Annotated in this window: 25 protein-coding genes and 1 riboswitch; of the genes, 9 read left to right on the forward strand and 16 right to left on the reverse strand. The window is 75.6% G+C overall.

Features of this window, described 5'->3' with window-relative positions; all coding sequences use genetic code 11:
* The first annotated feature begins 14 nt into the window (after window positions 1–14).
* Complete coding sequence (gene bfr, locus ACI79F_RS17405) at window positions 15–503, forward strand: bacterioferritin (protein WP_456544844.1); 489 nt, start codon at window positions 15–17, stop codon at window positions 501–503.
* A gap of 179 nt (window positions 504–682) precedes the next feature.
* A complete protein-coding gene (locus tag ACI79F_RS17410) occupies window positions 683–1,888 on the forward strand; it encodes a S8 family peptidase (RefSeq protein WP_456544845.1) in 1,206 nt (401 codons plus the stop codon).
* A gap of 50 nt (window positions 1,889–1,938) precedes the next feature.
* Here ACI79F_RS17410 and ACI79F_RS17415 read toward each other — a convergent pair whose 3' ends face one another.
* The 5 genes from ACI79F_RS17415 to ACI79F_RS17435 are packed head-to-tail and all read right to left on the reverse strand — an operon-like array spanning window position 1,939 to window position 6,339.
* Window positions 1,939–2,955: a threonine aldolase family protein gene (locus ACI79F_RS17415; RefSeq protein WP_456544846.1), complete on the reverse strand. Its 1,017-nt coding sequence runs from the start codon at window positions 2,953–2,955 to the stop codon at window positions 1,939–1,941.
* Window positions 2,948–4,285 (reverse strand): class II 3-deoxy-7-phosphoheptulonate synthase, encoded by a 1,338-nt coding sequence (locus ACI79F_RS17420; protein WP_456544847.1) that lies wholly within the window; start codon window positions 4,283–4,285, stop codon window positions 2,948–2,950. The genes ACI79F_RS17415 and ACI79F_RS17420 overlap by 8 nt, the downstream gene beginning before the upstream one ends.
* A 46-nt stretch (window positions 4,286–4,331) precedes the next feature.
* Window positions 4,332–5,393, reverse strand: a complete 1,062-nt coding sequence (locus ACI79F_RS17425; protein WP_456578922.1) for an ATP-dependent 6-phosphofructokinase — start codon at window positions 5,391–5,393, stop codon at window positions 4,332–4,334.
* Between the two features lie 11 nt (window positions 5,394–5,404).
* Complete coding sequence (locus tag ACI79F_RS17430; protein ID WP_456578923.1) at window positions 5,405–5,899, reverse strand: polyadenylate-specific 3'-exoribonuclease AS; 495 nt, start codon at window positions 5,897–5,899, stop codon at window positions 5,405–5,407.
* The gene (locus ACI79F_RS17435; protein WP_456544850.1) at window positions 5,896–6,339 is read right to left on the reverse strand and encodes a RidA family protein; all 444 of its coding nucleotides are present in this window, start codon (window positions 6,337–6,339) and stop codon (window positions 5,896–5,898) included. The genes ACI79F_RS17430 and ACI79F_RS17435 overlap by 4 nt, the downstream gene beginning before the upstream one ends.
* Window positions 6,340–6,430: 91 nt before the next feature.
* Between ACI79F_RS17435 and glpK the strand changes: the two genes are divergently transcribed.
* Window positions 6,431–7,906 (forward strand): glycerol kinase GlpK, encoded by a 1,476-nt coding sequence (gene glpK / locus ACI79F_RS17440; protein WP_456544851.1) that lies wholly within the window; start codon window positions 6,431–6,433, stop codon window positions 7,904–7,906.
* 11 nt (window positions 7,907–7,917) lie between these two features.
* On the opposite strand, the gene ACI79F_RS17445 is transcribed toward glpK, so the two are convergent.
* A complete protein-coding gene (locus ACI79F_RS17445; RefSeq protein WP_456544852.1) occupies window positions 7,918–9,213 on the reverse strand; it encodes a cation:proton antiporter domain-containing protein in 1,296 nt (431 codons plus the stop codon).
* Between the two features lie 43 nt (window positions 9,214–9,256).
* Window positions 9,257–10,162, reverse strand: a complete 906-nt coding sequence (locus tag ACI79F_RS17450) for a short-chain dehydrogenase/reductase (RefSeq protein ID WP_456544853.1) — start codon at window positions 10,160–10,162, stop codon at window positions 9,257–9,259.
* 103 nt (window positions 10,163–10,265) lie between these two features.
* Between ACI79F_RS17450 and ACI79F_RS17455 the strand changes: the two genes are divergently transcribed.
* Genes ACI79F_RS17455 through ACI79F_RS17465 form a run of 3 tightly spaced genes read left to right on the forward strand, consistent with a single transcriptional unit; the run spans window position 10,266 to window position 13,347 of the window.
* On the forward strand, window positions 10,266–11,801 hold the full coding sequence (locus ACI79F_RS17455) for a flavin-containing monooxygenase (protein ID WP_456544854.1): 1,536 nt from the start codon (window positions 10,266–10,268) through the stop codon (window positions 11,799–11,801).
* Window positions 11,798–12,763, forward strand: a complete 966-nt coding sequence (locus ACI79F_RS17460) for an alpha/beta fold hydrolase (RefSeq protein WP_456544855.1) — start codon at window positions 11,798–11,800, stop codon at window positions 12,761–12,763. The genes ACI79F_RS17455 and ACI79F_RS17460 overlap by 4 nt, the downstream gene beginning before the upstream one ends.
* 2 nt (window positions 12,764–12,765) lie before the next feature.
* The gene (locus ACI79F_RS17465) at window positions 12,766–13,347 is read left to right on the forward strand and encodes a TetR/AcrR family transcriptional regulator (RefSeq protein ID WP_456544856.1); all 582 of its coding nucleotides are present in this window, start codon (window positions 12,766–12,768) and stop codon (window positions 13,345–13,347) included.
* Window positions 13,348–13,359: 12 nt separating this feature from the next.
* Here ACI79F_RS17465 and ACI79F_RS17470 read toward each other — a convergent pair whose 3' ends face one another.
* Window positions 13,360–14,124 (reverse strand): lysophospholipid acyltransferase family protein, encoded by a 765-nt coding sequence (locus tag ACI79F_RS17470; RefSeq protein WP_456544857.1) that lies wholly within the window; start codon window positions 14,122–14,124, stop codon window positions 13,360–13,362.
* A gap of 114 nt (window positions 14,125–14,238) precedes the next feature.
* Between ACI79F_RS17470 and ACI79F_RS17475 the strand changes: the two genes are divergently transcribed.
* Both ACI79F_RS17475 and ACI79F_RS17480 read left to right on the forward strand, forming a co-directional pair.
* Window positions 14,239–15,033, forward strand: coding sequence for an alpha/beta hydrolase (locus ACI79F_RS17475; protein ID WP_456544858.1), 795 nt, complete (start codon window positions 14,239–14,241; stop codon window positions 15,031–15,033).
* Window positions 15,030–15,740 carry a DUF308 domain-containing protein gene (locus ACI79F_RS17480; RefSeq protein WP_456544859.1) on the forward strand — a complete coding sequence of 237 codons (711 nt, stop codon included), beginning with the start codon at window positions 15,030–15,032 and terminating at the stop codon, window positions 15,738–15,740. Before ACI79F_RS17475 ends, ACI79F_RS17480 begins: the two co-directional genes overlap by 4 nt.
* A gap of 69 nt (window positions 15,741–15,809) precedes the next feature.
* On the opposite strand, the gene ACI79F_RS17485 is transcribed toward ACI79F_RS17480, so the two are convergent.
* Genes ACI79F_RS17485 through ACI79F_RS17500 form a run of 4 tightly spaced genes read right to left on the reverse strand, consistent with a single transcriptional unit; the run spans window position 15,810 to window position 18,728 of the window.
* Entirely contained in the window at window positions 15,810–16,796 is a 987-nt protein-coding gene (locus tag ACI79F_RS17485) for an ROK family protein (protein ID WP_456544860.1), read from the reverse strand.
* Between the two features lies 1 nt (window position 16,797).
* Window positions 16,798–17,139, reverse strand: coding sequence for a hypothetical protein (locus ACI79F_RS17490; protein WP_456544861.1), 342 nt, complete (start codon window positions 17,137–17,139; stop codon window positions 16,798–16,800).
* Entirely contained in the window at window positions 17,136–18,290 is a 1,155-nt protein-coding gene (locus ACI79F_RS17495) for an ArsA-related P-loop ATPase (protein ID WP_456544862.1), read from the reverse strand. Before ACI79F_RS17495 ends, ACI79F_RS17490 begins: the two co-directional genes overlap by 4 nt.
* Window positions 18,291–18,296: 6 nt before the next feature.
* Window positions 18,297–18,728 carry an SRPBCC family protein gene (locus ACI79F_RS17500; protein ID WP_456544863.1) on the reverse strand — a complete coding sequence of 144 codons (432 nt, stop codon included), beginning with the start codon at window positions 18,726–18,728 and terminating at the stop codon, window positions 18,297–18,299.
* A 159-nt stretch (window positions 18,729–18,887) separates the two neighbouring features.
* Here ACI79F_RS17500 and ACI79F_RS17505 point away from each other — a divergent pair, with 159 nt between their 5' ends.
* Window positions 18,888–20,681 (forward strand): AMP-dependent synthetase/ligase, encoded by a 1,794-nt coding sequence (locus tag ACI79F_RS17505; protein WP_456544864.1) that lies wholly within the window; start codon window positions 18,888–18,890, stop codon window positions 20,679–20,681.
* Between the two features lie 57 nt (window positions 20,682–20,738).
* On the opposite strand, the gene ACI79F_RS17510 is transcribed toward ACI79F_RS17505, so the two are convergent.
* The 4 genes from ACI79F_RS17510 to ACI79F_RS17525 form a co-directional block, all read right to left on the reverse strand.
* Window positions 20,739–21,872, reverse strand: coding sequence for a glycosyltransferase family 4 protein (locus tag ACI79F_RS17510; RefSeq protein ID WP_456544865.1), 1,134 nt, complete (start codon window positions 21,870–21,872; stop codon window positions 20,739–20,741).
* The gene (locus ACI79F_RS17515; protein ID WP_456544866.1) at window positions 21,869–23,134 is read right to left on the reverse strand and encodes a M48 family metallopeptidase; all 1,266 of its coding nucleotides are present in this window, start codon (window positions 23,132–23,134) and stop codon (window positions 21,869–21,871) included. Before ACI79F_RS17515 ends, ACI79F_RS17510 begins: the two co-directional genes overlap by 4 nt.
* 113 nt (window positions 23,135–23,247) lie before the next feature.
* Window positions 23,248–24,246: an NlpC/P60 family protein gene (locus ACI79F_RS17520; protein ID WP_456544867.1), complete on the reverse strand. Its 999-nt coding sequence runs from the start codon at window positions 24,244–24,246 to the stop codon at window positions 23,248–23,250.
* A 118-nt stretch (window positions 24,247–24,364) separates the two neighbouring features.
* Window positions 24,365–24,520: riboswitch (cyclic di-AMP (ydaO/yuaA leader) on the reverse strand.
* 195 nt (window positions 24,521–24,715) lie between these two features.
* Entirely contained in the window at window positions 24,716–25,024 is a 309-nt protein-coding gene (locus tag ACI79F_RS17525; RefSeq protein ID WP_456544868.1) for a hypothetical protein, read from the reverse strand.
* Window positions 25,025–25,054: the final 30 nt, after the last annotated feature.

Here is a 25,054-nt window from a genome sequence, read left to right on the forward strand (position 1 = left end):
CCAGGGAGGACCCCATGCAAGGCGACGCCCGCGTCATCCAGATGCTCAACGAGCAGCTCACGAGCGAGCTGACGGCGATCAACCAGTACTTCCTGCACGCCAAGATGCAGGAGAACTGGGGCTACAACAAGCTCGCCGCGTACACCCGCAAGGAGTCCATCGAGGAGATGGTCCACGCGGAGCGGATCACCGAGCGCATCCTGTTCCTCGAGGGCCTGCCGAACTACCAGAAGCTGCTGGCCCTGCGCATCGGCCAGACCGTCCGCGAGCAGTTCGAGGCCGACATGGCCATCGAGCTCGAGGTCGTCGAGCGGCTGCGCCCGGCCGCGGCGTACTGCGACGAGGTCGGCGACCGGGTCACCAAGAACCTGTTCGAGGAGATCCTCCGCAACGAGGAGGAGCACATCGACTACCTCGAGACCCAGCTCCACCTCATGGACACGATCGGCGAGCAGCTCTACCTCGCCGGCCAGATCGACCACCCGACCACCGGCAACGGCTGACCGGGCTCCCCGGCTGCTGCGGGCCCGCACCCCTCGGGGTGCGGGCCCGTCGTCGTCCCGGGCGCCCCGTCCGCCACTCCCGTCCCGCGCCCGCGTGGGAATCGGGCCGCAACGGTCTCGTCGTGTTGGCTGCCGGGACCCCCGACGAGGGGACCGAGAACCGCCCGAGGAGCCCGCCCGTGTCCATCCGCCGTCCCCTGGCCGCGCTGACCGCGACCGTCCTGACCGCCGTCGGCGCCGCCGCCACCGCCGCCCCGGCCTCGGCCGCGCCGGCGTCCCCGCGGGGCGACTTCATCGTCGTCCTGGCCGACGACGCGCCGCGGTCGTCCGCCCTCCAGCACGCGCGAGCCCTCGGCGGCCGCATCGGGCACACCTACACGCACGTCCTCAACGGCTTCTCCGTCGAGCTGCCCGAGGCAGCGGCCGAGCGGCTGGCCCGGCGGCCCGGCGTGGTCGACGTCGAGCCCGTCGTCGTCGTGCAGGCCAGGCCGCAGCCCGCGTCCACGAGCAGCACGCCGTGGGGCCTGGACCGCATCGACCAGCGGACCGGGCTGAACGGCACCTACTCCCCGGCCGGCACCGGCGTGGGCGTGACCGCCTACGTCGTCGACACCGGCATCCACGCCGGCCACCAGGACCTCTCCAACCGGGTCCGCGACGGCGTGGACCTGGTGGACGGCGCCGTGCCCGCCGCGGACTGCAACGGCCACGGCACGCACGTCGCCGGCACGATCGGCGGGGAGCAGCGGGGCGTGGCCCCGGACGTGGCGCTGGTCGCCGTGCGCGTCCTGGACTGCACCGGCAGCGGCTACACCGACGACGTCATCGCCGGCCTCGAGTTCGTGGCCGGGGACCACCTCCCGGGGGTGCCGGCAGTGGCGAACCTGAGCCTCGGCAGCCCGGCCGACTCTGCCGTCGACACCGCGGTCCAGGAGGTGATCGACGACGGCGTCACCGTCGTCGTCGCCGCCGGCAACGGCAACGCGCAGGGCCGCCCCCAGGACGCGTGCGGCTACTCCCCCGCGCGGGTGCCCGGCGCGCTCACCGTCGCCGCCACCGACCGCACCGACACCGTCGCGTCGTTCAGCAACTACGGCACCTGCGTCGACCTGTACGCGCCCGGTGTGTCCGTGCTCAGCGACTGGTACACGAGCCCCTCGGCGACCAACACGATCAGCGGCACCTCCATGGCCAGCCCCCACGTGGCCGGTGCCGCGGCGGTCTACCTGCAGTCCCACCCGGCCGCACGGCCGAGCGAGGTGGCCGCGGCGATCACCGCCTCCGCGACCCCGGGCGTCGTCAAGCGGGGCGTCTCCACGACGCCGAACCGGCTGCTGTTCGCGGGGCCGGCGCTGGTGACGTACGTGCCCACGGCAGCCGGCTGAGCCGCCGGGCCGGGCCGCCGAGCCGGCGGCCCGGCCCGCTCAGCGCCCGCTCAGCGCCCGGTCAGGCCGGCGACGACGTCGGCGGCCCGCTCGACCGCGGCCCGGTCGACGTCCAGGTGCGTGACCAGCCGCAGCTTGCGGGCGCTGACCTGCGAGATCAGCACACCCTGCGCCTTCGCCGCCTCGGCGACCACCGGCGCGGCCACGTCGTCCACGACGACGATGTTCGTCTCCACCCCGGCCGGGTCGACCCCGAGCCGCTCGGCGAGCAGCCGCGCGTGCTCGTGGTCGGTGGCCAGCCGCTCCACGTGGTGGTCCAGCGCGTACAGCCCCGCCGCGGCGAGGACGCCGACCTGCCGCATGCCACCGCCCAGGCGCTTGCGCCACAGCCGGCCGGCCGCGATCCGCTCCGCCGAGCCCACCAGCACCGACCCGACCGGCGCGCCCAGGCCCTTGGACAGGCACACCGACGTCGTGTCGACCAGCCGCCCGTAGGCCGCCAGCGGCACGCCGGCGGCGACGGAGGCGTTGAACAGCCGCGCGCCGTCGAGGTGGACGGCGACGTCGTGCTCCCGCGCCCACGCCGACAGCCGCTCGAGCTGGTCGAGGGGCTGCACCAGGCCGCCGCCGCGGTTGTGCGTGTTCTCCACGGCGATCGCGGCTGTGGCGGTCAGGTGCCAGTCGTCGCGGCCCCGGACCTGCTCGATCAGCTGGTCGGCGTCGAGCCGGCCGCCCGTGACGACCGTGCGCGTCGAGATGCCGAACACGGCCGCGGCCGCGCCCATCTCGTAGGTGACGACGTGGGCGTCGGCGTCGCAGAGCACCTCCTGGCCCGGCTCGCAGACCAGCCGCATCCCGATCTGGTTGCCCATCGTCCCCGACGGGACGAACAGCGCCGCCTCGTGGCCGAGCAGGTCGGCGACCCGCTCCTCCAGGGCGCGGACGCAGGGGTCCTCGTTGTAGACGTCGTCGCCGACCTCCGCCTCGGCCATCGCCCGGCGCATGCCGGGCGTGGGCCGGGTGACGGTGTCCGAGCGGAGGTCGACCAGGGCGGCGGCGTCAGCCACGCAGCATCTCGGCGACGAGGAACGCCAGCTCCAACGACTGGCCGGTGTTCAGCCGCGGGTCGCAGGCCGTCTCGTACCGGCTGTTGAGGTCCTCGTCGCTGATCTCCATGGCCCCGCCGAGGCACTCGGTGACGTCCTCGCCGGTGAGCTCCACGTGGATGCCGCCGGGCCAGGTGCCCAGCGCGCGGTGCACGTCGAAGAAGCCGAGGACCTCGTCGACCACCCGGTCGAAGTGCCGGGTCTTGTAGCCGGTGGAGGACTCGTGGGTGTTGCCGTGCATCGGGTCGCACTGCCACACGACGGTGTGCCCGCTGGCGGTCACCTTCTCCACGATGGCCGGCAGGACGTCGCGGATCTTCCCGTTGCCCATCCGGCTGATCAGGGTCAGCCGGCCGGGCAGGCCCTCGGGGTCGAGCCGCTCGACGAGCTCGACGGCCTGCTCCGGCGTCGTCGTCGGGCCGATCTTGACGCCGATCGGGTTGGCGATCTTCGAGAAGAACTCGACGTGCGCGCCGTCCATCTGGCGGGTGCGCTCGCCGATCCACACGAAGTGGGCGGAGGCGGCGTACGCCCGGCCCTCGTGCACCCGCAGCAGCGCGCGCTCGTAGTCGAGGATCAGCCCCTCGTGGCTGTTGTACAGCTCCACCCCGCGCAGCGCGTCGGAGTCGATCCCGCACGCCTTCATGAAGGCCAGGGCCCGGTCGATCTCGCGGGCGATGACCTCGTACCGGACGCCGGCGGGCGAGGTGGCGACGAAGTCCTTGTTCCAGTCGTGCACCGCGTGCAGGTCGGCCAGGCCGCCCCGGGCGTAGGCGCGGATCATGTTCATCGCGGCGGCCGAGTTGGCGTAGGCGCGCACCAGCCGGTGCGGGTCCGGGATGCGCTGCTCGAGCACCGGCTCCAGCGAGTTGACCATGTCGCCGCGGTAGGAGGGCAGGCCCAGCGCGTCGGTGTTCGACGACCGCGGCTTGGCGTACTGGCCGGCCACCCGGCCGACCTTGACCACCGGGACGCTCGCGCCGTAGGTGAGGACGACGGCCATCTGCAGCAGCGTGCGCGTGGTGCTCTGCAGGTGCGGCTCGGTGTTGAGGTCGAAGGTCTCGGCGCAGTCGCCGCCCTGCAGGAGGAAGGCCCGCCCCTGGGCGACCTCGGCCAGCTGCGCGCGCAACGTGTCGACCTCGCTGGGCGCCACGATGGGCGGCACGGTGGAGAGCGTGCCGAGGACGGAGTCGAGCGCGGCGCGGTCGGGCCACTCGGGCTGCTGGGCGGCGGGGAGCCCCCGCCACCGGTCCAGGTCCGGGACCAGCTCAGCAGGATCGGTCAGCGTCACGGTGCCCAGGGTACGGCGGGGCCCCGGCCTCCCCGAGCAGCACGGGTCAGCCGAAGAACACCTCCACCTCGGCGTACCGCTCCAGGGGCACCAGCTTCAGCTCCGCGGTGGCCTCGGCGATCGGCACCCGGACGATGTCCGTGCCGCGCAGCGCGACCATCACCCCCGAGGCACCGTCGTGGACGGCGTCGACGGCCGCCAGCCCGAACCGGGTGGCCAGCACCCGGTCGAACTGCGACGGCGTGCCACCGCGCTGCACGTGCCCCAGCACCACCGCGCGCGCCTCGCGGCCGGTGCGCTCCTCGATCACCTGCGCCAGCGCCGCGCCGATCCCGCCCAGCCGGACGTGGCCGAAGGCGTCGGTCTCCCCGGTGGAGGTGACCAGCGCGCCGTCCAGCGGCCGGGCGCCCTCGGAGACCACGACGATCGGCGAGTAGCCGGACTCGAACCGGTGCCGGCAGTGCGCCACGACGGCCTCGACGTCGAAGGGCCGCTCCGGGACCAGGACGACGTTCGCCCCGCCGGCCATCCCCGCGTGCAGCGCGATCCAGCCCGCGTGCCGGCCCATGACCTCGACCACCAGGGTGCGGTGGTGGCTGTCGCCGGTGGTGTGCAGCCGGTCGATGGCCTCCATCGCCACGCCGACCGCGGTGTCGAAGCCGAACGTGTAGTCGGTGCCGGCCAGGTCGTTGTCGATCGTCTTCGGCACGCCGACGACCTGGACGCCGGCGTCGTCCAGCCGGGCGGCGACGCCCAGGGTGTCCTCGCCGCCGATCGGCACGAGGGCGTCGATGCCCAGGCGGGTCAGGGTGTCGCGCAGCCGCTGCGCGCCGCCGTCGGTGGCGAAGGGGTTGGTGCGCGAGGTCCCCAGCACCGTGCCCCCGCGCGGCAGCAGCCCGCGGACGGCGGCCAGGTCGAGCGGGACGACGTCCCCCTCCAGCACCCCGCGCCAGCCGTCGCGGAACCCGATGACCTCGTCGCCGTGCTGCTCGACGCCCTTGCGGACCACCGCGCGGATGACCGCGTTGAGGCCGGGGCAGTCGCCGCCGCCGGTGAGGATGCCGATCCGCATGGGGACCTCCGCGCTGGTCGGGCCGGTCGGGGTCATCCAACCGCACGTCAGCGGCGTGCCGCCTCCTCGATGGCCCGCCACCGCGCGAGGTTGTACCGGGCGTCGACCAGCGCGTCGTGGGTGCCGGCCGGCTTGGGCGGCAGCGGCGGCTGCCCGGCGTCGTCCCAGCGCTGGCGCAGCTCCCGGGTGAAGCGGGGCACCGCCCGCGGCAGCGCGGTCATCGGCCCCCACAGCTGGGCGAGGGCCACGTGGTCGTAGGCGGCGAACCACGCCCACAGCTCGACCTCCTCCCCCGGGCCGGTGAGGAAGGCGAGCAGGTCGTCGCGGATCCGCTGCCGGCTGCGCCAGGCGCGGTCCGACGGCGGCGGGAGCTGGTCGAGCACGTTGCGGCGCACCCAGGGGATCGCCCGGCGCTCGTCGAACTCGGTGCTCACCGCGTAGAACTCGCGGCCGGTCTCGTCGACGACGCCGATGGAGACCAGGTCGATCGTCGTCCCGTCCTCGATGAACTCCGTGTCGTAGAAGAACCGCCGCACCCTCACTCGCCCCCGCCGTCGTGCGGGGGCGCCGGCTCCTCCCAGCTGTCGCGCACGGCGACGGCCTCGACCTCGACCAACTGGTCGGGCCACCCCAGCACGGTGACCCCGACCAGCGTGCTCGGGGCGTCGTGCTCGCCGAACGCCTCCCGGACGACGTCCCACGCGGCGACGAGGTCGCTGCGCTCGGTCGTGGCCACGTACACGGTGGTCTTGAGGACGTCGCCCAGGCCGGCGCCGGCCGCCTCGAGCGCGGCGACGAGGTTCGCCACGGCCTGCCGGGCCTGTCCGGCGACGTCGCCGACCGCGACCGTCGTCCCGTCGGCGTCCAGCGGGCAGGCGCCGGCGGTGAAGACCATGCGCCCGGGGTCGGTGACCGCCGCGTAGGCGTAGGGCGCGGTGCCGGTCAGACCGGGCGGGCGGACGAGCTCGATGCCGATGGCCACCGCTCGATCCTGGGGCACGGCCGCCCGGCTGTCGTGCGGAGGGCCTGCGCGGCACCTGCGCCGTCCCGCGGCCGCCGATAGGTTCGCCGGCATGCCCGTTCTCGCCATCGACGCAGGCACGACCGGGGTGACCGCGCTGGTCGTGGGCTCCGACGGCGGCGTCCTGTCCCGCGGCTACCGGGAGTTCGCGCAGTTGTTCCCGCGCCCGGGCTGGGTGGAGCACGAGCCCGAGGACATCTGGACGGCGACGCTCGCCGCCTGCCGCGCGGCGCTGGCCGGCACCGGCGAGCAGCCGACCTGCGTGGGCCTGACCGACCAGCGGGAGACCGCCGTCGTCTGGGACCGCCGCACCGGCCGGTCGCCGCGCCCGGCGATCGTCTGGCAGGACCGGCGCACCACCGGCATCTGCGACCGGCTGCGCGAGGCCGGGCACGAGCCGCGGGTCGCCGAGCTCACCGGGCTGCGGCTGGACCCCTACTTCACCGGAACCAAGTACTGCTGGCTGGCCGCCGAGGAGCCGCGGGTGTGGGCCGGCGTGCGCGACGGCTCGCTGGCGCTGGGCACGGTCGACTCCTACCTGGTGCACCGGCTGACCGGCGGCGCGGTGCACGTCACCGACCCGAGCAACGCCAGCCGCACGCTGCTGTTCGACCTGACCGCCGGCACCTGGTCCGACGAGCTGTGCGAGCTGTTCGACGTCCCGCGGGCGGCGCTGCCGGAGGTCGTGCCGAGCTCCGGCGTCGTCGGCACCACCGACCCCGACGCGTTCCTCGGCCTCTCGCTGCCCGTGGCCGGCATCGCCGGGGACCAGCAGGCCGCGCTCTTCGGCCAGGCCTGCTACTCCCCCGGCGACTCCAAGTGCACCTACGGCACCGGCTCGTTCGTGCTCACCAACACCGGGACGACGCCGGTGCGCTCGGACGCCGGCCTGCTCACCACCGTGGCGTGGGACGTCGGCGACGGCCTGGTCTACGCGCTGGAGGGCTCGATCTTCGTCACCGGCGCCGCGGTCCAGTGGCTGCGCGACGGGCTGGGCCTCATCGACTCCGCCGCCGAGATCGAGGGGCTGGCCCGCACGGTGCCCGACTCCGGCGACCTGGTCTTCGTGCCGGCGCTGACCGGCATGGGCGCCCCGCACTGGGACCCGCACGCCCGCGGCGCCATCGTCGGCATCACCCGCGGCACCACCCGGGCGCACCTGGCCCGCGCGACCCTCGAGGCCATCTCCTTCGAGGTCCGCGACGTCGTCGACGTCATGGTCGCCGAGGCGGGGCTGGACGTGCCGGAGCTGTCGGCCGACGGCGGCGCCAGCGCCAACGACCTGCTGCTGCAGCTCCAGGCCGACCAGCTCGGCGTGCCGGTGCGCCGCCCGCGGGTGACCGAGACGACCGCGCTGGGCGCCGCCTTCCTCGCCGGGCTGGGCACCGGCGTGTGGGCCGGCCAGGACGAGCTCGCCGCGACGTGGGCGCTGGACCGCCGCTTCGAGCCCGAGCCCGGCCGCCGCGACGACGGCCGGCACGACCGCTGGCGGGAGGCGCTGGGCCGGGCCGGGCGCTGGACGCGCTGACGGCGCCCGGGCTAGACGGCGGTGACCGGCGCCTTGTCCTCGGTGCCGTGGAGCCGGCGGGCCCGCCGCGCCCGCCGCCGGTCCAGCCAGAGCATGACCGGCCCGGCCGAGATGCCGTGCACGAGCACCGAGCCCAGCACGACCAGCACCGTGACGCGCCACAACTGCTCGGCGCCCGGGAACTCGGCCTCCTCCAGGCCGTACGCCAGGTAGTACAGCGAGCCCACCCCGCGGACGCCGAAGAAGGCGATCGCGTTGCGCTCCCACCGTCCGGTGTCCCCGCCCAGCTGCGCCACCCAGCCGGTCAGCGGCCGGACCACGAGGAGGAAGAGCGCGGCGAACACGTACTCCTCCCACCCGATGCCGGCCAGCACGCCGCGCGCCACCGCCCCGCCCACCAGGACGAGGACGACGACGGTGAGCAGCCGCTCCAGCTGCTCGACGTAGGCGTGCAGCACCGCGTGCCGGCCGTGCTGCCGCTCGGCGGCGCGGACGGTGCAGGCGCCGACGAACACCGCGACGAACCCGTACCCGCCGATCAGCTCGGCCAGGCCGTACGCCAGCGCGATGCCGGACAGGGCGATGAACCCCTCGGCGCGCTCGGCCAGCCCCACCCGCTCCGCGGGCCGGGAGAAGAACAGCGCCCGCAGCGCCCAGCCCACCCCGATGCCCGTGGCCACGCCCGCGACCAGCCGCCAGAGGACGTCGACGAGCAACCACTCCCCCAGCCAGCCGGCCGGCGCCAGGCCCGCCGCGGCGACGGCGATCGCGGCGTAGGTGAAGGGGAACGCCAGGCCGTCGTTGAGCCCCGCCTCGGAGGTCAGCGCGAAGCGGGCCTCGTCCTCGCTCTCCACGTCCTCGGTCGGCTCGGCGACCTGCACCTCGCTGGCCAGGACCGGGTCGGTGGGCGCCAGCGCCGCCGCCAGCAGCAGCGCCGCGGCGGCGCCGAGACCGAGCAGCCACCCGCCCAGCAGGGCCATGGCCAGGATCGTCAGCGGCATGGTGACGCCGAGCAGCCGCCAGGTGGTGGACCACCGCCGCCACCCGACCGGGCGGTCCAGCGCCAGCCCCGCGCCCATCAGCGACACCAGCACCACGACCTCGGTGAGGTGCACGGTGGCCGTGCCGTGCTGGACGGGGTCCGGCGAGGGCAGGCCCTCGACGAGGGCGAAGCCGAGCACCCCGATCCCGACGAAGACCATCGGCATCGACAGCGGGGCGCGGCTCAGCGCGCGCGGCAGGAGGGCCGCGAGGAGCGTCGCGGCCCCGGCCGCCGCGTACGCCAGGCCGGTCGGGTCCAGAGACACCCCGACAGTGTGTGCGCGACCGGTCCCGGCGGCTCGCCGGAGGTCAGGCCGTGCGGCGCCGGCTCCCCACCGACGAGCGCCCGAACTCCTGGCCGTGCAGCGCCGCGATGTCGCGCTCCAGCTGCGGCACGGCGCCGGCGGCGACGCGGGCCATCACGCGCTCGGCGAGCGCGCCGGTGACCACCTGGCGCAGCGCGGCCACGGTGCCGACCGACCGGGGCACGAACACCCGCCGCCCGCGGGTCTCGAGGTTGTCGGCCAGCGCCTCGGCGCAGGCCTCCACCGAGGTGTAGGCGCCCAGCGGCCCGGGCAGCCGCTTGCGCGTCTCGGCGAAGGTCGGCAGCGCCGCCTCGGTGTCGCGGACCAGGTCGGTGTCGATCCAGGTCGGGTGGGCGCTGGCGACGGTGACGCCACGGTGGGCGACCTCCAGCCGCAGCGCGTCGCCGAACCGCTCGACGCCGGCCTTGGAGGCGCAGTACGCGCTCATGCCCGGCAGCACGGTGAAGGCCGCGGCGGAGCTGACCAGCAGCACGTGCCCCCGGCGCTCCGCGACGGCCGGGAGGGCGGCGTGCGCGGTCAGCATCGTGCCGATCAGGTTGACCTCGATGGTGCGCGCCAGCGCGTGCGCGGAGCTGGTCATCACGGTCGTCAGCGGGGCGATGCCGGCGTTGGCGACGACGACGTCCAGGCCGCCGAAGGTGTCCACCACCCGCCGCACCGTCGTCGCCAGCGCCTCGGCGTCGGTGACGTCGCACTCGACCCACAGGTGCTCGGGGCCGAGTTCGTGGGCCACCTGCGCCAGCAGCTCGGGCTCCAGCCCGGCCAGCGCGACCCGCGCCCCGCGGGCGGCGGCCCTGCGGGCGAGGGCGGCACCGATGCCGCGGGCGGCCCCGGTGATCAGCACCGTCTTGCCGGCCAGCGGCGTGCGCGTGCGGGACAGAAGCGCCATGAGGGGACTCCCGGGGCTCGGAGCGCTCGTGTTGAGCACTGCTCAACCGCCGTTGTAGCTTGCTGACCGTTGCTCAGCAAGCCGAGGACGGGAGCGCCCACCGGTGACCAGCACGCTCGAGAGCCAGCCCGGCACCGCGCCGGCCGGCGGCCCACGCACGGTGCGCGTGGCGATCATCGGGACCGGCTTCGCCGGCCTGGGGATGGCCATCGCGCTGCGCCGGCGGGGTGAGGACGACTTCGTGCTCCTGGAGCGGGCCGACGACGTCGGCGGCACGTGGCGGGACAACGCCTACCCGGGCGCGGCCTGCGACGTGCAGTCCAACCTCTACTCCTTCTCCTTCGCGCCCAACCCGGACTGGCCACGGTCGTACTCCGAGCAGCCCGAGATCCAGGCGTACCTGCAGGCCACCGCGGACCGCTACGGCGTCCGCGAGCGGTGCGTGTTCGGCGCCGAGGTGACCGAGGCCCGGTGGGACGACGCCGACCGGCAGTGGGTGGTCACCACCACCGCCGGCGAGTTCCGGGCGACGGTGCTCGTCTCCGCGGCCGGCGCGCTGGCCGACCCCACCTACCCGGACATCCCCGGGCTGGACTCGTTCGCCGGCACGGTCATGCACTCCGCCCGCTGGGACGCCGGCCACGACCTGACCGGCGAGCGGGTGGCGGTGATCGGCACCGGCGCCTCGGCGATCCAGATCGTCCCGGCGATCCAGCCCGAGGTGGCGAGCCTCGCCGTCTACCAGCGGACGCCGCCGTGGATCGTGCCCCGCACCGACCACCCGGTGAAGCCGTGGACGCAGCGGCTGTACCGCTGGCTGCCCGGCTTCCAGAAGCTCGTCCGCGGGGTCCTGTACCTGGTCCGCGAGCTGCTCGTGGTCGGCATGGCCAAGCGGCGGCGGTTCCTCAAGCCGGTCGGGCGGGTGGCGCGGGCGCACCTGGCCCGCCAGGTGCGCGACCCGCGGCTGCGCGCCGCGCTGACGCCGGACTACACGATCGGCTGCAAGCGGATCCTGATCAGCAACGACTACTACCCGGCGGTGACGGCGCCCAACGCCGAGCTGGTGACCGCCGGCATCGCCGAGGTCCGGCCCCACTCGATCGTCACCCGCGACGGCCTGGAGCGCCCGACCGACACGATCGTGCTGGCCACCGGCTTCCACGTGACCGACCTGCCGATCGCCGAGCGCATCGCCGGCCGCGACGGGCGCACCCTGGCCGAGGTCTGGGCCGACGGGATGGTGAGCAACCGCAGCACCACGGTGGCCGGCTTCCCGAACCTGTTCCTGCTGGTCGGGCCGAACGTCGGCGTCGGCCACACGTCGATGGTCTACATGATCGAGTCGCAGGTGGCATACGTGGACGACGCCCTGCAGACCATGGCCGCCGAGGGCCTCGCCGTGCTGGAGACGACGCCCGAGGCGCAGCGCGCCTACCGCGACCTGATCGCGCGCCGGTCGCGGGGCACCGTGTGGCTGGCCGGCGGCTGCGCGTCCTGGTACCTGGACCGGCACGGGCACAACACCACCCTGTGGCCGGACTTCACCTTCCGGTTCCGGCGGATGACCCGCCGGTTGGACCGGGAGAACTACGTCGGCACCCCGGCCGGCGACCGGCGTCCCTCGGAGGTGGCGGCGTGACCGCGCAGACCCCGCCGGCCGAGCGGACGCGCGAGCGGCGCACGGCCGCCGTCCGCACCGACGACGGCGCGCTGCTGCACGCCACGGTCGACGGCTCCGACGACGCGCCGGTCACCCTCGTCCTCGCCCACGGCTGGACGCTGTCGCAGGCCTCCTGGGACGACCCGGTCGAGCGGCTGGTGCCGCGGATCGCGGCCGGCGAGCTGCGGCTGGTCCGCTACGACCAGCGCGGCCACGGGCGGTCGACCTGGGCGCCGGGGGACGACGACCCGGCCACCGTCACGATCGACCGGCTGGGCCTGGACATGGGCTGCGTGCTCGACCAGCTCGCGCCCCGGGGCCCCGCCGTCCTCGCCGGCCACTCGATGGGCGGCATGACGATCATGTGCCTGGCCGCGGCTCGGCCGGAGCTGTTCGGCGACCGGGTGCGCGGCGCGCTGCTGGTCTCGACGTCGGCCGGTGACCTCGCGCCGGAGCCGACGACGCCGGCCGAGAGGCTGGTCCGCCGGCTCACCCCCGGCCTGGTCACGGCGGCCCTGGGCGGCGCCCGGGTGATCGAGCGGCTGCGGCGGCTCACCCCGCCGTCGAGCCGGCAGCACCAGAGGATGGTCCGCGGGCTGCTCTACGGCGCCGACGCGACCGACGCGATGGTCCGCGAGGGCGCGGAGATCATGCACGCCTCGACGGTGCGGGCCTTCGCGGTCTTCTACCCGGCGCTGGGCGGGCACGACAAGCGCACCGAGCTGGCCGCGCTGTCCCGGGTGCCGGTCGAGGTGCTGGTCGGCACCAGCGACAGGCTCACCCCCGTGCGGCACAGCCGGCAGCTGGCCGAGGCGCTGCCCGACGCGGTGCTGCACGTCGAGCCGCGCACCGGGCACATGCTGCTGCAGGAGCGGCCGGAGCTGGTCGTCGCCGCCCTGGGCCGGCTGCTCGCCGCCGCCGTCGACCGGGTCGCCGCCTGACCGTGACGGCCGCCGGAGCGGAGCCCTCCCGGCGCCGGTCGGCCGGCGACCGGCGCGCCCAGCTGGTCGCCATCGGCCTGGAGCTGCTGCCCACCACCCCGGTGCAGGAGCTGACCATCGACGAGGTGGCGCGGCGGGCCGGCATCAGCCGCAGCCTGCTGTTCCACTACTTCGCCAGCAAGCGCGACTACTACACCGCGGTCACCCGGGCCGCGGCCGACGTCCTCCGCGAGCACCTGGCGCCCCGGCCGGGGCTGCCGGCCGAGGAGCAGGCCACCGGCATGCTCGAGCGCTACGTCGGCTGGGTGGAGACCTACCGCGACGCGCACCTGTCCTTCGTCCGCGGCGCGGCCGCCGGCGACCCGTGGGTGGCCGGGGTGTACGAGGAGACCCGCGAGTCCCTCGTCGACGTCACGCTGTCCGCGCTCGGGCTCCCCGACGACGCGCGGCGGCGGCAGCTGGTCCGAGCGTGGTTCGCGTTCACCGAGGACCTGGTCACGCAGTGGGTGCGCGAGCCGACGATGGAGCGCGCCGAGCTCGTCGGCCTGCTCCGCGGCCTCCTGTACCAGCTGCTCGACGCCTGAGCCGCCGGCGGCTCAGCCGGCGAGGGACTCCGGCGCGCGGTCGGCGGCCTCCGACGGCGGCGGCTGCAGTCCGCGGACCGCCTCCGAGGCGCTCACCCCGGTGGTGTCCATCGACTTCTTCACCTGCGCGCCGTAGACGTCGACGTACTCCTGCCCCGACAGCGTCATGACCTCGTACATGATCTCGTCGGTGATCGACCGCTCGACGAAGCGGTCCCCGGCCAGCCCCTCGTAGCGGGAGAAGTCCAGCGGGCGGCCGAACCGCACGACGACCTTCGGCAGGTGCCGCCCGACGAGCGGGACGTTCCGCTTGGTGTAGGTCATCGCGACCGGCACCACCGGGACGCCGACCTCCAGCGCCATCCGGGCCACGCCGATCTTGCCGCGGTAGAGCCGCCCGTCCGGGGAGCGGGTGCCCTCGGGGTAGATGCCCAGCAGCTTGCCGTCGCGCAGGATCCGCACGCCGGTGCGGATGGCGTCCTCGGCCGCCGACGCGCTGGACCGGTCGATCGGCACCTGCCCGGCGCCGGAGAAGAAGGCGCGCTGCAGGAAGCCCTTCACGCCGGTGCCGGTGAAGTACTCCTGCTTGGCCAGGAAGGTGACCCGCCGGCGCAGCTGCAGGGGCATGAAGACCCAGTCCGCCGCCGACAGGTGGTTGCTCGCCAGGATCGCCGCTCCGGTCCGCGGCACGTTCTCCACGCCCTCGGCCTGCGGGCGGAAGACGAGCGTGGCCCACGGCCCGATCGCCACGAACTTGAGGAACCAGTAGAACAACACGCCTCCCTCGGGAACTGTCAGACTAGGGAGCCGCGCGGCGGAACGACAATCCGCCCGTCCCCGTACCGCGAGACGCCGGCCCGTCGGCGCGGCCACCGGACGCCGAGGAGACCCGTGCCCCCCACCGAGCCGCCGTCCGTCACCCCCGGCGCCGAGCCGTTCGCCTTCCCCGGCGAGCCGGCCGGGGAGGGGACCGGCGTCCTGCTGGTCCACGGCTTCACCGGCTCCCCGTACAGCATGCGCCCCTGGGGCGAGCACCTCGCGGCCGAGGGGTTCGCCGTCCGGGCGCCGCTGCTGCCCGGGCACGGCACGCGCTGGCAGGACTGCAACCTCACCACCGAGCGGGACTGGGTGGACGCGGTCACCGGCGCCTTCGACGAGCTGCGGGCCGAGTGCGACCGGGTGGTCGTCGCGGGCCTGTCGATGGGCGGCACGCTCGCGATCCGGCTCGCGGAGCTGCGGCCCGACGAGGTCGCCGCACTGGTACTGGTCAACCCCTCGCTGCTGACCGAGCGGCTGGACGCCAAGCTGCTGCCGGTCCTCGCCCGGCTGACGCCGAGCTGGAAGGCGATCGCCAACGACGTCAAGAAGCCCGGGGTCGACGAGCGCGCCTACGCCAGGCTGCCCACCCGGGCCGTGCTCGGGCTGCGCCGGCTGTGGACGGCGACCCGCGCCGACCTCGGCCGCGTCACCGCCCCGCTGCTGGTCTTCCGCAGCGTGACCGACCACGTCGTCGAGCCGGCCTCGGTCCGGGTGCTGCTCGCCGGGGTGTCGAGCACCGACACCACCGAGGTGCTGCTGGAGGACAGCTACCACGTGGCCACCCTCGACAACGACGCGCCGACGATCTTCGAGCGCTCGGCCGCGTGGATCCGCGAGCGCGTGCCGGCGCGGGAGGTGGGGCCGTGAGCGAGGGCGGCCGCGGCCGCGGCCGGCGCAACAACGGGCTCGACGCCTCCCTGTGGTCGCCGGTGCGGGACGTCGACCCGCGGGTCGGCGAGCACCTGCTCGACGTGCTGCGCGACGCCGGGATCGCCGCCTACCTGGAGCCGGCCACCGACGTCGGCCCCTACACCCGCACGGTGTTCCTGCCCAGCCCGCCCAGCGACCGGCTGTTCGTCGACCGGGCGCGGGTCCGCGAGGGCCGCGAGCTGGTCGAGCGGCACGGCGACGAGCACGCGGCCGAGCGGGCCGGCGGGCGATCCCCCGGCCCGTCGCCCGAGCGGCTGCCGGCCCGCCGCGACCTGGACGAGGACGCCGAGTGGGCGCGGATCGTCTCGGCGTTCGAGGCGGAGAACGGCCGGGTCGTCGTCGACCGGGAGCCCACCGACGCCGCACCCCCGGCGCCGCACGAGCTGCCCGTGCTGGACCGGCCCGAGGAGCACTTCGAGCCCCCGCCCCCGCCGCCGGTCGGCCTGCCGTCGCCGAACTCGCTGTACGCGAGCCTGCTGATCGCCGTCGGCGCGCTGCTGGTCATCGCGCCCGGCGCGGTCGGGCTGACCCTCGACGTCGGGCTGGTGCTCGGCGTGGCCGCCGTCGTCGGCGGGGTCTACATGCTGGTGTCGCGGATGCGCGAGCGGTCGGTCGAGGACGGCGACGACGGCGCGGTCGTCTAGCCGGGATCAGGTCCCCTGATCGTCCGGCGTCCTCCCTCACGGTGTGCGGTGAGGGAGGACGCTCCACGATCAGGTGAGCTGATCGTCGCCGGGGCCGGGGGCGGCCTGGGGTCGGACCAGGTCGGCGGCGCCGACGAGGCCGGCCTGCGCGCCCAGCTCGGCGGCCACCACCCGCGGGCCCGGGCGGAACCCCCGGCCCGGCAGCGCGCGCTCCAGTCGGTCGCGGGCCGGCCCCAGCACCGCCTCGCCGAGGGCGCTGACGCCCCCGCCGATCACGACGACGTCGGGGTCGAGGACGGCGGCCAGGTCGGCGATGCCCTGCCCCAGCCAGTGCCCGACCTCGGCGATCAGCTCCCGGGCGAGCGCGTCGCCGGCGGCCGCGGCCTCCGCGACGTCCTCCCCGGTGAGCGCGTCGGCCCGGCCGCCCACCCGCTCCAGCAGGCCGGCCGCGGCGGCCGGCGAGCTGCGGGCCACCTCCCGCGCCGTCGAGGCCAGCGCCGTGCCGCTGGCGTACTGCTCCCAGCAGCCGCGGTTGCCGCAGGCGCACAGCCGCCCGTCGGGGACCACCCGCATGTGCCCCCACTCCCCCGCCACGCCGTGCGCGCCGCGCTGCAGCCGGCCGCCGAGCACGATGCCGCCGCCGATCCCGGTGCCCAGCGTGATCATCAGCGCCAGCTCCGCGTCCCGCGCGGCGCCGAAGCGGTACTCGGCCCAGGCGGCGGCGTCGGCGTCGTTGCCCACCCACAGCGGCAGGGTCAGCCGCCCGGCGAGGTCGCGGCGCAGCCGTGTGTGCCGCCAGGCCAGGTGCGGGCTGAACAGCACCGTGTCCCCGGTGGGGTCGAACCAGCCCGCGGCGCCCACCCCGACGCCGACCGGCCGGTCGGGGGCGGCGGCGGTCAGCTCCTCGACGACGGCGACGATCGCGTCCTCGGTCTCGGCCGGCGACCCGCTCGGGGTGGTGCGCCGGGCCGTGCGGACCACCACCCCGTCGGCGGTCACCAGCCCGCCGGCGACCTTCGTGCCGCCGATGTCGACACCGACGGCGGTCGCGGCCACCTCAGGCGATCTCGATGTGCTGCACGGCGGGGCGGGGAGCCTCGGCGTCGGGCCGCTCCTCGGCGGGCGGCTCGGCCGGGTCCCGCGGCGGCTCGGGGGTCAGCGCCCGCAGCGCGGCGGCGGCCGCACTGAGCGTGTCGGCGAGCGCGGCGGTCAGCTCGGGGCGCTCCCCGCGCAGCACGGCGACGGCCTGGCACAGCGGGCACCACCGGCAGTCGCCGCCGTGGGCGCCGGCCGGCTCGCCCCCGGGCGGTGCGCTGCCGGCGGAGCCGGCGGCGAGCGCCTGGCCCAGCCCGGCCGCCAGCCGCCGCGCCTGGTCCAGCCAGTCGTCGCCGGTGCTCATGCGGTGCTCCCCTCGGCGGCCAGCAGGTCGGCCGGCCACTGCTGCGGATCAGGTGCGAAGTCGATCTCCAGCCGCGCCGCCGCCGTCCCGGGATCGGCCAGCGACCCGCCGGTGACCACGCAGCGGCGCAGCAGCGCGTCCAGGCGCAGCGACCGGCGCGCGCCGCCCACGGTGAGCACCAGGTCGTCCTCCCACCGGGTCAGCTCCAGGGCCCCACGCCGGGCGAACGGCAGGGGGACGGCGAGCCGCCAGCCCCCGGGCACCCGCACCGGCGCCGGCACCGCGAGCGGCGGGACCGGCGGCGCCTCGTCGGCGCCGAGCAGGGCGGCGAGCCCGTCGGCGTCCGCGGGCGCGGCGGGCAGCTCCGGCAGCGTGGTCACCGGGGCGAGGTCGGCCAGCTCGGCCAGGACGCCGGCCTGCTCGGCGCCGCGGGCGGCCCACCAGGCGCCGGCGGCGGCGTCGTCGGGCAGCACCCGCGCGTGGACGGCGGCCGGGCGCTGCCCGTGCAGGGCGAGCACCGGCAGCGCGTCGCGCAGCGCCGCCACCGCCGCCGGGCGCGGCTGGGCCACCAGCCGGACCTCGGTGGCGGCCGGGTCGTCCAGGGCCACCCGGGACAGCAGCCGCTCCACGACCGGCACCGCCGACAGCGCGGCGTCGACCGGGCCGGGCCGCACGGTGCCGGTCCGGACCGCGGCCGTGCGGACGGCGCCGAGCATGCGCAGCCGGGTGGGCAGCACCTGGCCGAGCCACCAGCGCAGCTGGCCGGGCAGGGCGAGCAGGGCGAGCGCGGCCTCCAGCGGGCCGCCGTCGACCACGACGACGTCGGCCTCGGCGGCAGAGAGCTCGGCGAGCAGGGCGAGGTCGGCGGCGCCGGGCGGGGCGGTCACGGAGCTGGCCGGCGGGACGGCGAGGTCGGGCAGCGCCGCGGACAGCGCGGGACCGACCGAGCCCCACAGCCCCTCGAACGCCCGCTGCGGGTCCGCCGTCGCGACCCGCAGGCCCGCGACGTCCCCGAGACCCGCGACGCCGGCGACCGGCCGCCGGGACACCAGCACGGCGCGCCGGCCGCCGCGGGCGGCGCGGACGGCGAGGGCCGCGGCCACGGTCGAGGTGCCGGCCCCGCCGGGGCCGGTGACGAGCAGGGTGGTCACGCCGGATCAGCCCTCGACGCGCTTCTTGAGCTCCTTGAGCGCGGTGTCGAGGATGACCTTCTCCGCCTTGCGCTTGATCATGCCGAGCATCGGGATGGAGAGGTCGATGGTGATGGCGTAGGTGACCTCGGTGCGCCCGCCGGCCTCGGCCAGCGTGTAGGAGCCCTCCTGGCGCTTCTGCATCTGGCCCTTGACCAGGGTCCAGGAGACGCGGCGGTCGCCCTCCCACGTGTAGTCCAGGACGTAGTCGTCCTTGACCGCGCCGGCGTCGAGCACGAAGTGGACCCGCTTGGCGCGGCCGTCCGGGCCGGTCTCCAGGACCTCCACCTTCTTCGCGGCCGCGACCCACTTCGGGTACGCGTCGAAGTCGGCGATGACCGCCATGACGTCGGCCGCGGGGGCCTCGACGACGATCGACTGGGTGGACTGCTCGGCCATGCGGAGCAGGCTAACCGCTCGTGCGGTCGCCGCCGCGGGGGAACGCCCGCCTCAGCTACTCACGAGTAGCGGACACCGACTAGATTTGCAGGCCAGGCGTCCCCACCAGGTGGGCCGGGCGACGGTGCCCGGGGCGCGGTGGCGGAGAGAGGACCAGGCGTGCGCGAGTTCAGCGTCCCCGCGACGACCGAGGTGGGCCCGGACGAGGCCCTCACCGACATGCTGGCCGAGAACGTCGCCGAACACGGCGACGAGGTCGGCCTGCGCATCCAACGGAACGGCCGGTGGGAGGACGTCACCTGGCGCGAGTTCGGCGAGCAGGTCCGCGGCGTGGCCAAGGGCCTGGTCGCCGCGGGCGTGCAGGCCGGCGACCGGGTGGCCCTGCAGGCCAAGACCCGCTACGAGTGGACCGTCGTCGACTTCGCGATCTGGACCGCCGGCGCCGTCGTCGTCCCGGTCTACGAGACCTCCAGCCCCGACCAGGTGGCCTGGATCCTGTCCGACTCCGGCGCGACCGCGATGATCGTGGAGAAGGGCGAGCACGCCGCGGCGGTCGACTCCGTCCGCGACCAGGCGCCCGGCCTCGGCCCGGTCTACGTCATCGAGGACGACGCCCTGGGCACCCTCACCGCCGCCGGGGCCGAGGTCCCCGACAGCGAGCTCGAGGCCCGGCGGGCCACGCTGAACGCCGACAGCCTGGCGACGCTGATCTACACCAGCGGGACCACCGGCCGGCCCAAGGGCTGCGAGCTCACCCACCGCAACTTCCTCTTCGAGGTCGGCAACGGGATGAGCCTGCTCGGCCGGTTCATGAACGTGCAGGGCTCGCTACTGCTGTTCATCCCGCTGGCGCACGTGCTGGCCCGCGTCCTGCAGGTCGGCGCCGTCAAGACCCGCACCGTCATCGGCCACACGCCCGACGTGAAGAACCTGGTCGAGGACCTCGGCGCGTTCAAGCCGACGTTCGTGCTCGCCGTGCCCCGGGTCTTCGAGAAGGTCTTCAACCAGGCCAAGGCGAAGGCCGAGGGCGACGGCAAGGGCAAGATCTTCGACAAGGCCGCCCAGGTGGCCATCGACTGGTCCCGCGCCCAGGACACCGGCGGCCCCGGCCTGGCGCTGCGCGCCCAGCACGCGCTGTTCGACAAGCTCGTCTACAGCAAGCTGCGCTCGGCGCTGGGCGGCCGGTGCCTCGGCGCCATCTCCGGCGGCGCGCCGCTCGGCGAGCGGCTGGGCCACTTCTTCCGCGGCATCGGCGTCACGGTCTTCGAGGGCTACGGCCTGACCGAGACGACCGCGGCCGCCTCGGTCAACCACGACGACGCGCTGCGCATCGGCACCGTCGGCCGGCCGCTGCCCGGCGTCGGGTTCGCGATCGCCGACGACGGCGAGATCCTCATCCGCGGCGGCGTGGTCATGCGCGGCTACTGGAAGAACGAGCAGGCCACCGCGGAGGCCATCGACGCCGACGGCTGGTTCCACACCGGCGACCTCGGCGAGATCGACGCCGACGGCTTCGTGAGGATCACCGGGCGCAAGAAGGAGATCCTGGTGACCGCGGGCGGCAAGAACGTCGCCCCCGCCGTCCTCGAGGACCGGCTGCGGGCGCACCGGCTGGTCAGCCAGTGCATCGTCGTCGGCGACCAGCGGCCCTTCATCGGCGCCCTGGTCACCCTCGACGAGGAGGCCCTGCCGCAGTGGCTGGAGTCGAAGGGCAAGCCGGCCGACACGAAGGTCGACGCGCTGGTCGACGACCCCGACGTGCGCGCCGAGCTCGACGCCGCGGTCGCCGACGCCAACAAGGCCGTCTCGCAGGCCGAGGCGATCAGGAAGTACCGGGTGCTGACCACGGACTTCACCGAGGACAACGGGATGCTGACCCCGAGCCTGAAGCTCAAGCGGTCGGTCGTCCTCAAGGAGTTCGACGCCGAGGTCGAGTCCCTCTACTCCCGCTGAGCCCCGGCCGCCGAGCCCCCGCCACTGGGCCCCCGTCCCGCACCCGCGGGCGGGGGCTCAGTGCCGTCCGGGCTCCAGCAGCTGCGCGAAGGTCTCGGCGATCCGCGTCCAGGACCACCGCTGCTCGACCCAGGCGCGGCCCGCGCGCCCCATCGCCCGCGCCCGCCCCGGGTCGTCGAGCAGGCCACCCACGGTGTCGGCGACCGCCCCGGCCGAGCGCGGGTCGGGCACCACGCAGCCGGTGACGCCCTCCTGCACGGCCTCCGGGGCGCCGCCGGAGGTGCCGGCCACCACGGGCAGGCCGCAGGCGGCCGCCTCGAGGTAGACCATGCCCAGCCCCTCGACGTCGAGGCCGGCGCGCCGGGTGCGGCAGGGCATGGCGAACACGTCGCCCGCGGCGTAGTGCTCGGGCAGCTGCGCCGGCGGCACCGCGCCGGTGAGGACGACGGACTCTCCCAGCCCCCGGTCGGCCACGGCCCGCCGCAGCGCCGCCTCCTCGGGGCCGCCGCCGACCAGCAGCAGCCGGGCGCGCGGGTGCCGGGCCAGCACCCGCGGCCAGCCGGCGACCAGCACGTCCTGGCCCTTGCGGGCGACCAGCCGGGAGACGCAGACGACCACCGGGGCGTCGCCGAGGCCGTAGCGGCGGCGGACCGCGCCGCCGTCCACGGCGGAACTGAAGGCGTCGACGTCCACCCCGGGGGACAGCTGGGCCAGCCGCGCCCGGTCCTGCAGCGCCGGCTCCAGGCGGCCGCGGGTGTACTCGCTGATGTAGGTGACCACGTCCAGGTGGCCGGCGATCCGGCGCATGAGCTGCCGGCCGCCCGGGACGGCGACCCAGCCGGTCTCGTGCCCGTGGGTGATGCCGAGCTGGTGGGTCACGCCGGCCGACCGCAGCGCCGGCGCGATCAGGCCCAGCGGGGCCGCCGCGCCGTAGACGGCGGTGTCGCAGCCGTACCGGCGGGCCAGGTCCACCGCGGCCCGCGCGGTGGACCGGGTGGGCAGCAGCATGCCCGTCGGCCGGCGGACGACCGGGTAGGGCAGGGCGGCGTCGTACTCCTCCCAGCCGGGCGAGCGGGAGGCCAGGACGACGAGCGACCCCGGCGGGCGGCGGGCCAGCAGCGCGGCGACGAAGGTCTGGATGCCCCCCTGGCGCGGCGGGAAGTCGTTCGTGACCACCAGGGTGCGGGTCACGGCTCCCCCGCCCGCAGCCAGTCCTCGGCGAAGGCGACCCGCTGCGCCGACGTCGGGTGCGACCCGAAGAACCAGTGCCACGCCGCCGGCGGGTCGGGGTCGGACAGGTTGGTGGTCGCCAGGCGCTCCTGCATGGCGATGAACGCCCCGGCGTCGCCGGTCAGCTCCAGGGCGTGCAGGTCGGCGCGGGCCTCGATCTGGCGGGAGACGAGGTTCTGCACCGGCGTGGCCAGCAGGGTGCCGACGGAGACCAGCAGCAGCGCCAGCGGCACGACGCGCGCGTCCGCCGGCGACCGGGCCCCGGCCCGGCGCAGCAGCGGGGTCCAGGTGAGCAGCCAGCCGAGCCCGGCGACGGCGGCGGCCGCGCCGAGCGCGCCCATCAGCGTCCCGGTGAGGACGTCGTCGGTGGCCACGTGCCCCAGCTCGTGGGCGACGATCGACTCGATCTCGTCGTCGGGCAGCTGGGTCAGCAGCGTGTCGTAGAGGACGATCCGGCGGGTGCTGCCGAAGCCGGACACGTAGGCGTTCAGGGACGTCGTCCGGCGGGAGGCGTCGGAGACCAGCACGTCCTCGACCGGGGTGCCGTTCTCCTCGGCCAGCTCGAGCAGGTCGGTGCGCAGCTGGCCGGCCGGCAGCGGCTCGAAGCTGTTGAACGCCGGCTCGATGACCACCGGGTAGAGGAACGAGCCGACGACGACGAGGGCGGCGGCCGCGCCGGCCGCCCACGCCCACCAGGTGCGCGGCGCGCGGCGGGCCAGCCAGACGAGCACCAGCAGGGCCAGCGCCGTCAGCGCCGCGTCGATCGCCAGGGAGACCGCGACGTCGCGCAGCCACAGCGGCCAGCTGCGGGTCGACAGCCCGTAGCGGTGGCGCACCACCTCGCCGTAGACGCCGATCGGCAGGGTGACCAGCCGGCCGACCGCCATGAGCGCCAGCGTCCCGAGCAGCACCTGCCAGGCCCACCCCCCGCCCAGCGGCCGGGCGACGGCCTGCACCAGCCGGGCGCCCAGCCGGGTGAGCCCGAGCACGGCCGCGACGGCCAGCCCCAGCACCAGCGAGGCCAGCGATGCCGGCCGGATCGCCGCGGCGAAGGACTCGGCCCGCTCCACGGCCGCGGCGGGCAGCCCGGCGCCGGGGTCGGGGGGCGTGGGGCCGCCCGGGAGGTCGGGCAGCAGGGACCACGGCGTCCGCAGGACGACGACGAGGACGAAGGCCGCACCGAGGACGACCGCGGCCACGAGCGCGGCCCGGCGGGCGGACACGCCCCCGAGCTTAGAAGGAACGGGCCGGTGACCCGAGAGGGTCACCGGCCCGTGGCTCCCTCGCAGGGGCCCACCGCGAGCCTGCGCGCGGTGGGGGCGAGGGGGTTCCTCGTTCAGACGATGCGGCGCATGGCGGTGATCCCGCCCATCGAGTCGACGCCGACCACCTTCACCGGCTGGCCGGAGGTGGAGGCGTGCACCATCTGGCCGTTGCCGACGTACATCGAGACGTGGCTGACCGGGCTGTAGTAGAAGATCAGGTCGCCCGGCTGCAGCTCGGAACGCGAGACGGCGGTGCCCATCTGCGACTGCATGCGGCTGGAGTGCGGCAGGCTGACGCCGGCCGCGGCGTAGGCGTACTGCGTGAGGCCGGAGCAGTCGAAGGAGTTCGGCCCACCGGCGCCCCACACGTAGGGGTCGCCGACCTGGGCCAGGGCGGTGTCGACGGCGACCTGCGCGGCGCCGCTGGCGGCCACCGGACGGGCCACCGCGGCCGGCGCCACGGCCTGGCCGGTGTGGGCCACCTGCGCCTGCTGCACCTGCTGCCGCTGCTCGGCGGTCAGCCGGTCGTACTGCGCCCGGTAGTCGGCGATGTCCGACTCCAGCCGGTCCTCCTGGGCGCTGAGGTCGTCCAGCGTCTGCTGGGCGGCGGCCTCGGCGGCGTCGGCGTCGGCCTGCGCCTGCGCGGCCTCCTCGGCGGCCGCCGACACGTCGGCGAGGACCCCGGTGGTGTGCCCGGCGATCTGGTCGAGCATCGCGAGGCTGCTGACGAAGTCCTCGGCCGAGTCGCTGGTCATCAGCAGGTCCAACGTGGCCAGGCTGTCGTCGGCGCCGGTGTAGGCGCTGCGGGCGACCTGGCGGATCTGCCCGTCCAGCGCATCCAGCTGCGCCGCGGTCTGCTCGACCTGCTCGCGGGCCTCGGCGACGGCGAGCTGCTGCAGGGCGAGGACCTCGCGGGCCTCGTTGACCTGCTCGGCGACGACCTCGAGCTGGTGGTCGGCCTCGGCGACGAGCTGGGCGGCCTGCTCCGGCGTGGTCGCCGTCGTCGGGTCCGCGGCGGCCGTGCCCGGCAGGGCGGTGATCGTCAGGGCGGCGGTGGTCCCCAGGAGCACCCCGCGGCCGAGCCGGCGGGAGCGGGAGGTGCGGTACCCGGCGGGGGATCCGGGGGGGAGCTGTTCTCGTGCATGCCCCAGGGCGGGGCGAGGCGTCGCCACGGTCGGCGGCTCTCCGTTCTTCCTCAGCAACCGCCTACCGAGTTAGCTGACGGGTTCGGGCTGGGAAGACGTGCCCTATCTCCGCACGCCGCGAACGGCGCACGGGAGAACTCACCCCAGTGCTGCGGTGGGTCCCCGGCTCACCTCGACCCCGACGCCGCCTGCGAGGCGACGCCGACACCTGCGGTGACTCGGCGGTGTCCGGCCGAGGTCACCCCGGATCAGGTGACGACCTCCCGGTCGGACGCGCTCACCGTACGGACGTGATGCAGTTGTGACAAACGTGACCTGCGGGTTCTGTGGGAATTGCCACGATCCGCAGGCCCGTCACTGCGCTCGGTCACCGACACGGCGGCCCCGGGCACCGTCAGCCGATGCGCCGCGAGCCACCGGGCTCCTCCCCGGATGCCGGCCGGTGCCGCAGCGGGGGCACCAGACCGCCCTCGGCGAGGGCGCGGACGGCGCGCCGCTCCACCTCGTCCAGCTCCACGACCACGCCGGGGCCGGCGGCTCCGGTCGCGGTCTCCTCCTCGGCCGGGCGCGCCGCCCGGCGGGTCCTCGGCACCACGGCCGGGTCGGTGCCCTGCCACCCCGGTGGGGCTCCCAGCAGCACCGTGACCACGCAGTCGGCGCAGCCGGTACCGCGGGCGGTGCAGGTGTCGCAGTCGATGAGCATGGCCGCTCTCCTCCCGGTCCTCTCGTCGGT

This window comes from Blastococcus sp. SYSU D00868 (assembly GCF_054050575.1).